The organism is Mesorhizobium sp. M0029, from assembly GCF_040323735.1.
GTDB lineage: Bacteria > Pseudomonadota > Alphaproteobacteria > Rhizobiales > Rhizobiaceae > Mesorhizobium.
Genome location: NZ_JAMYVF010000001.1, coordinates 257986 through 271906 on the forward strand (window position 1 = coordinate 257986; position 13921 = coordinate 271906).

Consider the following 13921-nt stretch of genomic DNA (forward strand, 5'->3'; position numbering starts at 1 on the left):
AGGGGCATTGCCGGCAATGAAACTTTCCTGTTCTGAATTGCCGCAAATATCAGCGGGAAAAGATACTTGATTGTTCTTGATGCTCGGACGTCCTGCCGAACGGCTTCGCTCAAGCCGCGGACAGCACGATCTCTTCGGCGGTCGCATGAATCGAGATCGTCATGTTGGCCTCACGCGCCAGCAGCAGCGTGTAGTAGGGCTGGACGGTATGGGCGTCGATAGGCTCCTCGGGCTTGTTGCCGGAATGGAGCTCGAGGAATTTCGGCGGCACGCGCAGCATCGGGCCGCTTGCGGCAAGCGCAAAGCGCGGCTCGGTGTCGAGGTTTTCCAGCGTGACCACCAATCTGCCACCGCGCGGGATGGCGGCATTGGCGACGAGCAGCAAATTGAGCAGCAGCTTGACCTTGTTCTTGGGCAGCAGGGCGCGAACCCCGTTCCAGATCAATTCCGGCTTCTCGTTCTTCAGGAAGGCGATGGCGACGGACTCGGCATCGCCGGTGTCGATCATCATGCCCGCCGAACCGGCGGCACCGAAGGCGATGCGGGCGAATTGCAGGCGGGCCGAAGCGTTTCTGGCGCTCTGCCGGATCAGTTTCATGGCGTCTTCGTCGGCGCCGCCCTCGTCCAGGAGTTCAAGGCCGTTGTTGATGGCGCCGACCGGCGAAATGATGTCGTGGCAGACTCGGCTGCACAACAAGGCTGCGAGATCGGGTGCGGAGAGAGAGAAAAGCTCAGCCATCGGCGAAAAATCCCTGCTAAAATTCACATCCTGGTGGCCGCGCGGCCGACAGCCACGCTCACCACCCGAATCACGCTCTCTCCCCCAGGCATTCTGAATACACAGCGCCCGAGCGTGCAGCAACAATCCACAATTCTTGTGAGAAAAACGGCATCTTTGCACAGGGTGGGAGCCCGTGCAGACAGTCAGAAACAGCCTTCGAACCGCCATGTTCATGTGGGAGGTTAATGGTTGAAAAAGGATTACGGCATAGTTTGCCCGTAACAGTCATCCTTAACGGTCGCCTAAAGAGCCGGACGGGGTGCGAGGCGTCGGCGAAAGTGCTCCCTGACGGAGATTGGAAGCATGGTTTCCCGATTCTACGACCGGACGTTTGTCCGCGTCTTCTTCATGGCGATTGCCCTGATGGGCGCTCTCGCATTCTCAACCTCTGCGTCGCGGGCACAGGAATACACCGCTCAGGAGATCGTCGATTCCGGTCACAAGTTCTTCGGCGCGACGTCGGGCGGTCTCGCAACCGTCGTCGAGAAGATTTTTGCCTCCTACGGCCTGCCCAATGGCTATCTGCTCGGCGAAGAGGGATCCGGCGCGCTGATCGGGGGCCTGACCTATGGCGAAGGTACGCTCTACACCAAGAATGCCGGCGACCATAAGGTGTTCTGGCAAGGGCCTTCGCTCGGTTGGGATTTCGGCGGCGAGGGATCGCGGGTGATGATGCTCGTCTATAACCTCGACGACGTCAGCAATCTCTACAATCGGTTCGGCGGCGTTGCCGGTTCGGCCTATGTCGTGGCCGGCGTCGGCTTCAACGTGCTGCAGAACAACAGGGTGCTGCTGGTGCCGATCCGCACCGGCGTCGGCGCGCGGCTTGGCGTCAATCTCGGCTATCTGAAGCTGACGCAGAGGCCGACCTGGAATCCCTTCTGAGCGATTCCGACCACACTTCGACCCGATCAACAGATTCTGACCCGGTGCAGCTGCGGCAAACCCTTGCCGCAGCGCTGGATTTGCGTCATGCGAACATGGCAAAGTCCAGACTTGGCGGTTGCCGGATAGCGGCCCGCCCGTAACGGGTAGTCACCTTGGTTCAGTCGATCCTGTTCTTCGCCCTCGGCTTTCTGTGCGCAGGCTTTCTGGCGCTGCTGGTCGCGCCGGCCATCTGGCGGCGGGCGGTTGTGCTGACACGCAAGCGTGTCGAGGCGTCGGTGCCGCGAACGCTGGCCGAGATCCAGGCCGATAAGGACAGCTTGCGGGCCGAGTTCGCCATGACGACGCGCCGGCTCGAAATCAGCATCAAGACGCTGCGTGAGCAGGCGAATGAGCAACTCGTCGAAATCAATCGCTGCCGCGAGGCGCTGAAGGGCCTGGCGGTCGAGCGCAAGGACAAGAAGCAGGCGCTTTCGGAGCTCGGGGAAAAAAACGAATTGCTCCTGCATCGCGAGCAGCAGATACAACAGCTGTCTGACAGGCTTGCACAAACAGAGCGCACGATGGAAAAGCGCGCGCTCGAGCTGGAAAAGCTCGAGCATATGTACGACGACGCGTCCTTCTCCTCCAGCAATCGTCAGATCGAACTGGTGGCTCGCGAATCCGAGCTGGAAAAACTTGCCAACGACATTTCAGTGCTGCGCGGCCAGCGCAAGGAGGCCGACAGGCGCCATCAGGAAGTCGTCACCGAGGCCAAGGCCACGCGCGATGCCTTGAAGGCCGAAAAGAAAAGAACCGCCGACCTCGACAGAAAGCTCGAGCGCCTGCTCGCCACGCTTGCCGATCGCGAGGACAAGCTCGATCGCCGCGAAAAGGAACTGGCCCGGCTTCGCGAACGGGTGAAGGGCGAGGCTGCGGGAGGCGCCGCGGCTGCTGGCCTGGTTGGTGCGCAAGACAGTGCCCGCGCCAGGAACGAGGACATGGACAAGACGCTCGCCAAGCTCGAAGGCGACCGAGAGCGGCTCGAAGCCAGGCTGACGACGCTGGCCCGCGAAAACAAGCGGATGAAGGCGGAGCTTGGCGGTTCTGGATCCGCGAAGCCCGGGAATGGCCCCGGCAATGGCAATGATGCCGGTTCTGCCTTGCGCGAACAGATGAACAATCTGGCGGCTGAGGTCGTCCATTTGACGGCCAAGCTCGAAGGACCTGATTCACCGATCGCCAAGGCGCTGGCGGCGCCGCAGGAAACGCGGTCAGGAACCACCAGCCTGGCCGATCGCGTCCGGGCGTTGCAGAAGGCAGATTTGCCGAGCTGAGTTTCAAGCCCCGGCTTGGAATTGCCTGACTGCGCCTATCAGGGCGAAAAATGGTGCAGCGCAATGGCTGACGCGGCAGCAACATTCAGGCTGTCGAACCCTTCCGACATCGCGATCCGCACCGTCCGCAGGCGGGCAAGCAGGCTCTCCGGGAGGCCCTCGCCTTCGGTACCGAGATAGAGCGCCAGTCGTTTCGGTCGCGCGGCATCGCGAATGTCAGCCTCACCACGCGGCGACAAAGCGACCTGGCCGAAGCCCAACTCGCCGAGCTTCGCGATGAAAGCTTCAGTGTCGCCGAAGGACGCAAAGGGCACCTTCAACGCGGCGCCGACGGAGACGCGGATCGCCTTGCGATACAGTGGGTCGCAACAGGTGGCGTCGACGAAGACGGCATCGGCGCCGAAGGCGGCGGCATTGCGGAAGATCGATCCGATATTGTCATGGTTGGCGATGCCGATGAGAACGACGATCAACGCTTCGGCAGGCAAGGTGTCGAGCAAGGCCTCGGCGGGCTGTGGCGTGCCCTTGCTGCCGATCGCCAATATACCGCGATGCATGTGGAAGCCGGCGATCCTGTCCATGACGGCGCTTGCCGCAACGTAGACCGGCAGGTCGGCAGGGGCCTTGCGCAGGATGTCGTCGAGCCCGGCCAGCCGGTTTTCGAGGACCAGGACCGACTCCGCAGCAAAGCGTCCGGCTGACAGCAGGACGTCCAGCACCACCTTGCCTTCGGCAACGAACCGGCCATGGCGGCCGGTGAGATCGCGCTCGCGGATGTCGAGATAGGCGGCGACCCGCGGATCGCCCGCGTCGTCGATCTGGATCGGATCCATCAATACCTCGGCCGGCGAAAAATCGTCAGCGAGGTAAGGAGCGATCGGAGCCGCCAGTCAAGCCCTGCAGGTCAAGTCCCGGCGCGGCGCAGACGCGTTGCCATCTGGGACAAGTCGCCTATCCCGAAAATGCCGTCCAGCATGCGCAACAGTTCGCGCACCGCTTCGGACTTGCAGGAATAGTAGATCATCTGCCGGTCGCGGCGGGTCTCGACAAGATCGAGCGCCCTGAGCTTGGCCAGATGTTGCGACAAAGCGGACTGGCTGAGCATCACCTTTTCGGCGATGGCGCCGACCGACATTTCACCGTCGGCCAGATAGCTCATGATCAAGAGCCGCTTTTCGTTGCCCATAAGGGTCAGAAATGTCGCCGCCGATTCGGCATTGGCGATTAGTTTGGTCGAGACCATCGATGCCCCATGTTTTCCTGCTCATCCAAACGCTATGGGGGCAAATAGCGTTGGCTGCTATAATTCAGCTATGGATCACGCTGCTGATTCAGCGTCGCCTGAATCGTAGATCATTTCGCCCAAATCTCAAGACGTGCTTTTGATTCATGACGATTATCCTTGCGTAGCTGGCGCACGACCGGCTTTGGCCAGGTCGACCAGAACCGGCTGCAGGTCGCGCGCGGTCTTCAATGGCTGCGGAAAATAGACCCTGCAAACGGTGTCGCCCGATGCCAGGTCCATGCCATCGGCATCGAAGCCGGTCATGGTCCAACCATCACCTTCAACCCTGGCGAAATGATGGGCATAGACGGCGATGGCGTCGAGATGGTCGGCATTCATGTGGTCGAGAGCGGATTGTTCGCTGGCGGCCAGCTCGTCGACGATCGGCCCCTCGGTGATGAGATCGGCACGGTCGAGCAGGTAGGCCTTGCCGAAGCCGCCATTCAGGCTGGCGCGCTCCGGCTCGAGGCGAAAGATCGAGAAATCGCCGAGCTCGGCATAGAGCTTTGCCTTGGGATTGCGGTTGAGATAGCGCCGCTCGGCGCGGGCATGCGCGCTCGACCCGCGTTCCAGCGGCTGCGCCCGGCAGACCAGCGTTATCCTGGGATGCGCCAGCGGATCGCCCTTGCCGGGTTCGCCGACAAGCAGCGAGCAGCGCGGCTCGGCAAGGATGGCGCCGGTATGGGCTGACAGCGCCGAGACAAGGATCAGAGGCGTGCCATCGATGTCGGTGGCGACTCCGACCCTGGAGGCCAGCGGTGCGCCGGTGGACGGCTCGATCACCGCGAGGGCGCCGAAACGGGCGCTGCGAATCAGCGTTGCGGCCAGCCTGATCGCCTCGGCGTCCGTCGCGCGAATGACGTCCTTCTTCGGCTGGTCCAAAATGCTCACCAGGTAAGTTGATTTTCTAAATCCAGTTACTGGCCAATCATGCCGGCTTTGACAAGCGCTTTGATCTCGGCTGTCGAAAAGCCGAAGCGCGCCAGCACAGTCTGGGGCAGCTGATCGTCATCTTCAGACATGCCGGCAAGCGCCGGCTGCGAGGCCGAGAAGCGTGGCGCGGGCGCGGGGCGCTCGAGCGCACCGGCCTTCACAAATGCGTGACGCGCCCGGTTGTGCGGATGATCCCTGGCTTCGGCCAGCGACAGAACCGGCGCCACGCAGGCATCGCTTGCGGCAAACAGCGCGTCCCAGTCGTCGCGTGTCTTCTGCCGGAACCGGTCGGCAATGGCCGCGCGCATGTCCGGCCACAACGCCTTGTCGTATTGGCCGCGGACAAAATCCTCGCCGAGCGGCAGCAGCCTTGCGAATGCGGCGAAGAAGCGCGGCTCAAGGCAACCGACCGCAACGTGGCGTGCATCCGCCGTCTCATAGGTGTCGTAGAAGGGCGCACCGGAATCGAGCAGGTTGGCGCCGCGCCGGTCGCTCCACAGACCTGCCGACATGAAGGCGTGTATGGGGGCCGCCAGCATCGAAGCGCCCTCGACCATCGCTGCGTCGATCACCTGGCCTTTGCCGGAGCGCGAGCGCTCGAACAGCGCTGCAAGCACCCCGGCGATCAGCATCATGGCGCCGCCGCCATTGTCGGCGATCAGATTCAGCGGCGGCACCGGCCGGCCTTCCTCCCGGCCGATGGCATGCAACACACCGGAATAGGCGAGGTAGGTGATGTCGTGGCCGGCGCGACCTGCGAGCGGCCCGTCCTGGCCGAAGCCGGTCATGCGGCCGTAAATCAGCGCCGGATTGCGCGCCAATGCAGCATCCGGGCCGAGACCAAGCCGCTCCATCACACCGGGGCGAAAGCCTTCGACAAACAGATCGGCCTTTTCGGCAAGGCGCAGCAGCAGTTCCGTTCCTTTGGCCTGCTTGAGGTCGACGCGCAGGATGGAGCGGCCGTGACGGTCGAGATTGTACGCATCGGAGAGGGGCAGCAGGGGTTGGTCCGAACCGGTGCGCTCGATGCGCAGCACCTCGGCGCCCATCTCCGACAGCATCAGCCCGGCCAGAGGCACCGGGCCGAGCCCAGCCATCTCGATGACTTTCAGGCCGGCCAGCGGACCGGTCTTCACTGCGCCGGCCGCCATGGCCGTCTATTTCGGCGCCATGCGGATTGCCCCATCGAGGCGGATGGTTTCGCCGTTCAGCATCTGGTTTTCGACGATATGCAGGGCGAGCGCGGCATATTCGGACGGCTTGCCGAGGCGGGACGGGAAGGGCACGGCCGCGCCGAGCGAATCCTGCACCTCCTGCGGCATGCCGGCCATCATTGGCGTCTTGAAGATGCCGGGCGCGATGGTGCAGACGCGAATGCCGGAGCGCGCCAGGTCGCGGGCAACCGGCAGCGTCATGCCGACGACGCCGCCCTTGGATGCGGCATAGGCGGCCTGGCCGATCTGGCCATCATAAGCGGCCACCGACGCGGTGTTGACGATGACGCCGCGCTCGCCGCCCTGCAGCGGTTCGAGTTTGGCGGCACGGTCGGCGACGAGGCGGATCATGTTGAAGGTGCCGATCAAATTGATCTCGATCACCTTGCGATACTGGTCGAGCGGATGTGGACCATCCTTGCCGATCGTCTTCACGCCGATGGCAATGCCCGCGCAATTGACCAGGATGCGCGCTGGCCCAAGTCTCTTTTCCACCTCGGCGACCGCGGCCGCACCGCTGTCGGCGCTGCTCACATCGCACTGGATAGCGGCGCCGCCAATGTCGCCCGCCACCTTCGATGCCCGGTCGATGCCGATATCGAAAATGGCGACGCGCGCGCCCTTGTCGCCCAGCGCGCGGGCGGTTGCCTCGCCGAGGCCGGAGCCGCCGCCGGTTACGATCGCAATCTGGCCGTTCGGGTTCATGCTGCATGCTCCGTGCTGTTCCGGGTCATGCTACGGAGGTCGCTGCCATGGTGCAACCTGACCAATGGGGATCCATCGCGACCGGTGCCGCGACCGATCCTGGAGCTCAGGCCATCACTGGTGCCTGCTCCGCGATCCTGGCAAGGCTGGCATGGCCGACCTCGCCGGAGAGCCGCGCCACGGCACCGGGCACGATCTCGTGCGACAGCAGCCGGTCGAGGTCGACCGGGCGCGGCATGGAGATCTGGCCGCGGGGGATCTTTCTGAAGCCGAGCGGGCCGTAATAAGGCTCGTCGCCGACAAGGATCACCGCCGGCGCGCCGGCCTTGGCGGCCGCCTCCAGCGCGATCGCCACGAGCCGGCGGCCGATACCGAGATTCTTGAAGGCGGGCCGCACGGCGAGCGGCCCGAGCATCAGCGCGCGTCCGGCGCCGGCGGCGATGCGGGTCATGCGCACCGAAGCAACGACGATGTCGCCATTCATGGCGACAAAGGATAGCGAGCGCTCGTGGCCGCCGGTCTCGCGAATCTTGTAGGCGGCCAGCACGAAACGGCCGGGGCCAAAGGCTTCGTCGTTGATGGCTTCGATTTCGGGATCATGCGCCGGAGTTTCCGGCAGGTATTTCACGTCGGCAAGGCTCATGGTCTTCGCGGTCCGATAAAGAGGAAAGGTTGCTGCAAGCGGCAGCGTTCGCCAGTCAGCGCTTTCTAAGCGCGGGCGCCCTTTCGTCGTCGGTCAAACCGGATCAAGCCAAGATCGAACATGCGGAGTGTCCGCTAGCATCAATTTCCGGCGGCTGCAATCGGCTGTTTTCATCCGGCGTTTCATACGAGTGACGCTCTGTTCAGCAGATGACGGCTTCGGCATTGCCGCCTTGCGACTACATTGGCCAAGGCAAGCAAGGAGATTTCGTATGGGATTGCTGGTCGAAGGCAAATGGCAGGACCGTCCGGCCAATGTCGATAGCAGCGGCAGGTTCATCCGCGCCGAGACGCAGTGGCGTGACTGGATCACGCGCGACGGCGCCGGCGCAAGGTCGTACGCGCGGCTTCAAGGCCGAGCCCGGACGCTACCATCTTTATGTCTCGCTCGCCTGTCCGTGGGCGCACCGCACGCTGATCTTTCGCGCGCTGAAGAAGCTAGAAGACATCATCCCGGTTTCAGTCGTGCATCATTTCCTCGGTGCTGAGGGCTGGACGTTTTTGGCCGAGGATGGCGCCACCGGCGACACGCTCTACGGCCTCGACTTCCTGCACCAAATCTACACCAAGGCCGATCCAGCCTATTCGGGCCGGGTTTCGGTGCCGGTGCTGTGGGACAAGAAGGAAGAGACCATCGTCTCCAACGAATCCGCCGAAATCATCCGCATGCTCAATTCGGCCTTCGACGAGTGGGGCGATGCCGCTCTCGATTCCTATCCGCCAGGCCTGCGCGGCGAGATCGACAAGGTCAATGCGCTGGTCTTTCCCGCCGTCAACAACGGCGTCTACCGCGCCGGCTTTGCCCACGCAAGCGGCCTATGAAGAGGCGTTCGGCGAGCTGTTCGCGGCGCTCGACACGCTGGAGGGCCGACTGTCAAAACAGCGCTATCTCACTGGCGAGCGTGTCACCGAGGCCGATTGGCGGCTGTTCACCACGCTGGTGCGTTTCGACCCGGTCTATGTCGGCCATTTCAAATGCAATCTGCGCCGCATCGCCGACTATCCGAACCTTTCGAACTATCTGCGCGACCTCTACCAGGTGCCCGGTATCGCCGGCACGGTGAACCTGCACCACATCAAAATGCACTATTACGGCAGCCACGAGAGCATCAACCCGACGCGCATCGTGCCGGTCGGGCCTGGGCTCGACTATGGCGCGCCGCACGACCGGGCGCGGTTCAGGCAGGCGGCGTGAGCATCGGATTGACAGCCTACCAGTACGGCGATACCGGCTCGCCTTCAAAAACCTCGGCAAGCCGCCGCAGCGTCGCCGGCGTCGTGCCATGCGGCAAGCGGTCGAGCGGAAAGAAGCCTGCTTCGGCGATCTCGTGGTCCGGCAGTTTCGGCGCGATCTGGTTGAAGGTTTCGATGAGATAGAGGCCGACATGGTCGCGGCGGCTGGAGCGGCAGTTGAAATGCATCGACTTCAGCACCGGCTGGGCGGTGAGCGCGATATTGCCTTCCTCGGCCAGTTCCCGCGCCAGCGCTTCACCAAGCGTTTCGCCGACCTCGACGCCGCCGCCCGGCAATTGCCAGCCGGGAACATAGGTGTGGCGGATGAGGAAGACGGTGTTCGAGGCGCGATCGTGGATCAGGCCGCGCACGCCCAGCGTCATCGGCCGCCGCAGCAGGAAATAGAGATGGAACAGCCTTGCTCTGAGGCCTGCCCAGCCGGTCTGGCGAAACGACTGCTCCGGGTCCGATATGGCCATGACTAGCGAAACCGTGGATGGGCAGGAAACAGTGAGTGGAAAGCGGGGAGCGCGTCGCCTATGAAGGAAGGATGTTCAGGCTCGCGCATATTTCCGATGTCCATCTAGGGCCGCTTCCCGGTGTAACCTATCGCGAACTCGCGTCCAAGCGCGTCGTCGGCTACGTCAACTGGCAGCGCAACCGCCGCCGCCATATGCACGATGCCGTCATCGAGACCATCGTCGCCGACATGAAGGCGAGCACACCCGACCACCTCACCGTTACCGGCGATCTGGTCAATCTGGCGCTCGACGGCGAGATCGAGATGGCCAAGCACTGGCTTGAGACGCTGGGTTCGCCGGAGGATGTCTCGGTGGTGCCGGGCAACCACGACGCCTATGTGCCGGGCGCCTTCGACAAGGTCTGCCGCTCCTGGGCGGCGTGGATGAGCGGCGACGGCGTGACTGCGCCGATCGACCGCAACGCTTTTCCCTATCTGCGCGTACGCGGCAATGTCGCGCTGATCGGCGTTTCGACGGCGCGCGCCACGGCGCCGTTCATGGCCAACGGCTTCTTCCTCGAAGGTCAGGCGCAAAGGCTGGCGACAGTGCTCGACGCAACGAACAAACGCGGCCTGTTGCGGGTGATCATGATCCATCATCCGCCGGTGCGCGGCGCCGTCGCCCAGCAAAAGCGCCTGTTCGGCATCTCCCGCTTCCACAAGACCGTTCATAGGCATGGCGCCGAACTCGTGCTGCACGGCCATTCGCATCTGCCGTCGCTGTTCTTCATCGGCGGGCGCGGCGCCAGGATTCCTGTCGTCGGCGTCGCCGCCGCCGGGCAGTCGCCAGGCAGCAAGAACCCGGCGGCACAGTACAATCTGCTCGATATTGACGGGGAAAAGGGCAACTGGCTGATTCGCCTGACGCGGCGCGGCCTGACCGGGCCGGCCTTGCCGCCATCGGACCTGCAGGTCATTGAACTCGGCGCGCAGACACCGAGGCCTCCAGATCGTTGATCAGAAGCTGATCTTCATCGCCATCAGGCGATCCCAAAACAGCGCGGCCGCCACCGCTAGGCCAACAAGCGCGCCGGCGGCGACCAAGCCGAGACCGGAAAGGAACGTCGACCAGCCCTTGCGGGGCACGGCTGCTTGCAAGGGCGGCTCAGCTTCCGGCACGGCGGCGCGTTTCAGGTCGGCGACGGCCGGCTCGACACCGCCCTCCATCATGCGCTGGCGCTCGACGATACGCTCCGCCACATAGCGCGTGACCTGATCGGCGACCGGTTTCATATCGGTCGATTCGGCGAGCACGACGCGGCCGATGCGGGTATCCCTGAGAAAGCGGTAGGTGCGGCGGTCGCGCCCCATGGCGACATGGCTGACGACGTCGATCCACAGGCGGGGCTGCAGGCCGGAGGAGACGACGAAGTCGAAATTGTCCATGTCGGCGGGCACGTCGGCAAAGACCGGGGCGAGCTCGGCGGCGAGCAGATCAAGCCGCATCCGGTGCGCCTCGCGCATGTCGACCACGACATCGTCGCGATCGGCGAAGGCATTTTTCACATCGCGAACGGCGTCGGAAAGTTTGCGGGAGGTGTCGATGGGGGTGATGTTTTCGCCAGTGTCCTTCATCGGCGTCGCCTCGCTGATATGGTTAATTGCGAGTTAACACAGGCGGCGGCAAAATGCACTGGCGAGATGCGGGGCGCAAGTAAGTTAGCTCGCCGCGGCCTCGAATGTCGGACGCAGGCGCCTGCCGCGGCGTGCCATGTTTCGGCGCACGGCCTGGGCGACCACATCAGGCACTTCCTCGACCAGCATATGGCCGGCATCGAGCACGTGATGAATATGAAAATGCGCCGGCAGACAATCAGCCTGGGTAAAGGGCAGCACCGGATCGTCCGTTCCCCAAACCACCATCACCGGCATGTCGAGGGTGTCCAGCTGTTCGCGGGGAATGACCCCCTGCCGCTCGTTCCTGGTCATGACGGCCGATATCTCAATCAGCTTGCGCAACTGGCCGGGGCGACGGCGTAGGTCCGCCAGGACGCCAACGATGCGTTCGGGCGGCGGGCTTCGCGGTCCCGACATGGCGGCAAGGCAGGCGCGGATTTCCCGTCTGTCGGCGGCCGCGGCGTAGCGGCGCAACAGCGGTCCGTTGATCTCTGACCCAGCACCGCCCGGCGCCAGAAGCGTCAGCGAGCCTATCCTGTCAGGCTCGGCAAGCGCCATCAGGGAGGCGACCGCACCGCCCATCGAATGACCGGCGACATGCACCCTTGCTATCCCGCGTGCGGCGATATCCGCGAGAACCGCTCGCGCCGCTGTTTTGGCCGGGCCGCTGCCAGGGAATTCGAGAGACAGTCCGTGTCCCGGAAGATCGTAGGCCAAAGTCCTGATATCGGGCCCTAGCGACGCGGTCACCTCGCGCCAGATATCATGGCAACCACCGAAGCCATGCAGCAGGACGACCGTCTTCGGCCCGGCGCCCCGCTCGGCAACATAGAGGGATGAGACCATGAAAATGTGCGATTATTGCAAGACTGGAGAGGAAATTCGAATCGAGGCTGGATTGCTCCCAGTCCAGACCGATGGCCAGTAAAGTTTTCGCGATCCGGAAAGACTAGCTGGCGTTGCCGAGGCCCGCGGCGCGCAGCGCCTCAACCAGCCGGTCGGTCAGATCGGCGGGATATTTGCGCTCGGCGAAGGCCGCGCGCGGATCGGCGGCGAATTTCGGGAATTTGGTGGTCAGCTCATCCAGAAGCTTGGCTGCCAGCTGTTCGCGGCCGGCAGCCTTGGCGCCGATCAGCCGCGCCGCCAGGTAATGCGATTTCATCGCCGTCGTGCGCAGCGACTCGCTGGCTATCGCGGCCTTGTTCATGTCGCCCAGCATGAACTGTCCGGCGAAAAGCCCAAAATCCCACCATGTCGGATGGCCGCTGAACGTCTCGACGGCATGGGTCAGGATCGGTGTTCCCTCGGCATATTTGCCGGCAAAGATCAGGCCATAGCCGTAAGCGGCAGCCATGCCGAGGTCGTAGGGGTTGAGCTCATAGGCCTTGCGCATCCAGCGGATCGATTCCTCGGTGTTGCCGAGGCGCGAGTTGAGGTAGCCATAGGCGCGGTGCGCATAAGGGCTGGTCGGTCCCATCTGGATGGCGCGATGGGCGAAAGACATTGCCTGATCGACCGTCGCGTCAGGCGGATAGGCGTAATGATCGGTGGCGGCCTCAAGGGTCAGGGAGGCCAGTTCCGAATAGACCAAGGACGATTTCGCACCCTGGCCGGCGAGCTTGTCCAGGCAGCGATAGGCAGCCTCGTGCGTCCTGGTGCTCTGGTCGAGATAGTATCTGTCGTTGAGGATCAGGCAGCTCGTCAGCCCGGTCTGAATGCCGTTCTGTTCGATGTAGCTGTAGAGCGGGCCGGAGGCGGGAATGGTCGAGCTGAGGATGGCGGCGATACGATCCTCGACGGTGCCAGGTGCGCTGTCGGCGACCGTCAGACTGCGGGACAAAAGCACGCGGCCGGTCGCCACGCTCTGCAGTTCGAGCGTCACGTCACCTGCCATTGGTCCCGGCAGGACATCGAAAACGAAGCTGGTCGGGTCGGTGCTCGGATCGCGCTTGCTGTCGGCGTCGCGGCCGATGAAGTCGATCGTGTCGAAACCGGCAAGGCCGGCGCGCAGCGAAGCGGCGACGCGGCCGGCCTCGGGTCCGGTGGCCTTCACCGCGATGAAGACGAGGGGCAGGACCTCCATCGACGGCGATGCGATGCTGCTCGTTACGCCCGCGGTCTCGACCACCGCGGTAGGATCGCTGCTGGCAAGCAATGCGCCGCTGCCCTGGCGCAGGATGAGCACGCCCAGCATGAGAATGACCAGCGTCATGGCGACCCAGAAGAACTGGAGATGGCGCGCCAGCGAAGGCCCAGGTTCTGTAACCCCCGAAGCTGTCGCGGCAGCGGGAACGGCGTCAAGAGCCGCCTGGTCGGGCGATCCGGGCAAGGCGGCTACCGCCGCCGCAAGCGGCTCCTGCCCAACCGGCAGGCGTATGGCGTTGAGCTCATAGGACGGCACGTAGCCGCCGCGCGGAATGGCAATGCGAACCGGTTCGGCTATGCCTTCATTGGCGAAATAATGCTGGAGAAGTTCGCGCAGCCGGCCTGCCTGCACCCGGACAACGGCGTCGGTCGACGAATCGAAATCGCCGTCCTTGCCGAAGACGTCCATGGCGATGGAGAAACCCTTGAGCCTGTCGGCTTCGCCGGCCTGCTCGCGCTCAACAAGATAGCGCAGCAACTTGCGCGCGCGCTCGGAACGTCCGAACGTTTCGCTGGCGAGCAGTCGCTCCAGTGTCTCGCGCACTGCGGGGGCGGCAGGCGTGGCATGCTGCAAGTGTCGATCCT

Annotated in this window: 14 protein-coding genes and 1 pseudogene; 4 read left to right on the forward strand and 11 right to left on the reverse strand. The window is 63.7% G+C overall.

Annotated elements, in window-relative coordinates:
* Positions 1-109: 109 nt before the first annotated feature.
* Positions 110-739 carry a histidine phosphotransferase ChpT gene (chpT, locus tag NKJ76_RS01225; protein ID WP_023669947.1) on the reverse strand — a complete coding sequence of 210 codons (630 nt, stop codon included), beginning with the start codon at positions 737-739 and terminating at the stop codon, positions 110-112.
* A gap of 390 nt (positions 740-1129) precedes the next feature.
* On the opposite strand from chpT, the gene NKJ76_RS01230 reads away from it, so the two are divergent.
* Both NKJ76_RS01230 and NKJ76_RS01235 read left to right on the forward strand, forming a co-directional pair.
* Positions 1130-1666, forward strand: a complete 537-nt coding sequence (locus NKJ76_RS01230; protein WP_245259859.1) for a DUF1134 domain-containing protein — start codon at positions 1130-1132, stop codon at positions 1664-1666.
* Positions 1667-1821: 155 nt separating this feature from the next.
* Positions 1822-2982: a coiled-coil domain-containing protein gene (locus tag NKJ76_RS01235; RefSeq protein WP_352536600.1), complete on the forward strand. Its 1161-nt coding sequence runs from the start codon at positions 1822-1824 to the stop codon at positions 2980-2982.
* A gap of 38 nt (positions 2983-3020) precedes the next feature.
* Here the strand turns inward: NKJ76_RS01235 and NKJ76_RS01240 are convergent, their stop codons facing one another.
* From NKJ76_RS01240 to NKJ76_RS01265, 6 genes are all read right to left on the reverse strand, one after another.
* A complete protein-coding gene (locus NKJ76_RS01240; protein WP_352536601.1) occupies positions 3021-3815 on the reverse strand; it encodes a TrmH family RNA methyltransferase in 795 nt (264 codons plus the stop codon).
* Positions 3816-3886: 71 nt separating this feature from the next.
* Positions 3887-4225, reverse strand: coding sequence for an ArsR/SmtB family transcription factor (locus tag NKJ76_RS01245; RefSeq protein ID WP_023669951.1), 339 nt, complete (start codon positions 4223-4225; stop codon positions 3887-3889).
* A gap of 153 nt (positions 4226-4378) precedes the next feature.
* Positions 4379-5149, reverse strand: coding sequence for a HugZ family pyridoxamine 5'-phosphate oxidase (locus NKJ76_RS01250; protein WP_352536760.1), 771 nt, complete (start codon positions 5147-5149; stop codon positions 4379-4381).
* Between the two features lie 35 nt (positions 5150-5184).
* Positions 5185-6351, reverse strand: a complete 1167-nt coding sequence (locus NKJ76_RS01255) for a CaiB/BaiF CoA transferase family protein (protein ID WP_352536602.1) — start codon at positions 6349-6351, stop codon at positions 5185-5187.
* Between the two features lie 6 nt (positions 6352-6357).
* Positions 6358-7119 (reverse strand): 3-hydroxyacyl-CoA dehydrogenase, encoded by a 762-nt coding sequence (locus tag NKJ76_RS01260; protein ID WP_352536603.1) that lies wholly within the window; start codon positions 7117-7119, stop codon positions 6358-6360.
* A 106-nt stretch (positions 7120-7225) separates the two neighbouring features.
* Complete coding sequence (locus NKJ76_RS01265) at positions 7226-7762, reverse strand: GNAT family N-acetyltransferase (protein WP_023683633.1); 537 nt, start codon at positions 7760-7762, stop codon at positions 7226-7228.
* A 271-nt stretch (positions 7763-8033) separates the two neighbouring features.
* Between NKJ76_RS01265 and NKJ76_RS01270 the strand changes: the two are divergent.
* Positions 8034-9016 (forward strand): annotated as a pseudogene (locus NKJ76_RS01270) (glutathione S-transferase family protein).
* A 16-nt stretch (positions 9017-9032) separates the two neighbouring features.
* Here the strand turns inward: NKJ76_RS01270 and NKJ76_RS01275 are convergent.
* Positions 9033-9533 carry an NUDIX domain-containing protein gene (locus tag NKJ76_RS01275; RefSeq protein ID WP_352536604.1) on the reverse strand — a complete coding sequence of 167 codons (501 nt, stop codon included), beginning with the start codon at positions 9531-9533 and terminating at the stop codon, positions 9033-9035.
* Positions 9534-9604: 71 nt separating this feature from the next.
* Between NKJ76_RS01275 and NKJ76_RS01280 the strand changes: the two genes are divergently transcribed.
* Positions 9605-10531, forward strand: coding sequence for a metallophosphoesterase family protein (locus NKJ76_RS01280; protein ID WP_352536761.1), 927 nt, complete (start codon positions 9605-9607; stop codon positions 10529-10531).
* On the opposite strand, the gene NKJ76_RS01285 is transcribed toward NKJ76_RS01280, so the two are convergent.
* From NKJ76_RS01285 to NKJ76_RS01295, 3 genes are all read right to left on the reverse strand, one after another.
* Positions 10532-11149 carry a hypothetical protein gene (locus NKJ76_RS01285; protein ID WP_352536605.1) on the reverse strand — a complete coding sequence of 206 codons (618 nt, stop codon included), beginning with the start codon at positions 11147-11149 and terminating at the stop codon, positions 10532-10534. It lies immediately after the preceding gene.
* 84 nt (positions 11150-11233) lie between these two features.
* A complete protein-coding gene (locus NKJ76_RS01290) occupies positions 11234-12037 on the reverse strand; it encodes an alpha/beta fold hydrolase (protein WP_023711105.1) in 804 nt (267 codons plus the stop codon).
* 103 nt (positions 12038-12140) lie between these two features.
* The gene (locus tag NKJ76_RS01295) at positions 12141-13910 is read right to left on the reverse strand and encodes a tetratricopeptide repeat protein (RefSeq protein ID WP_352536606.1); all 1770 of its coding nucleotides are present in this window, start codon (positions 13908-13910) and stop codon (positions 12141-12143) included.
* Between the last annotated feature and the right edge of the window lie 11 nt (positions 13911-13921).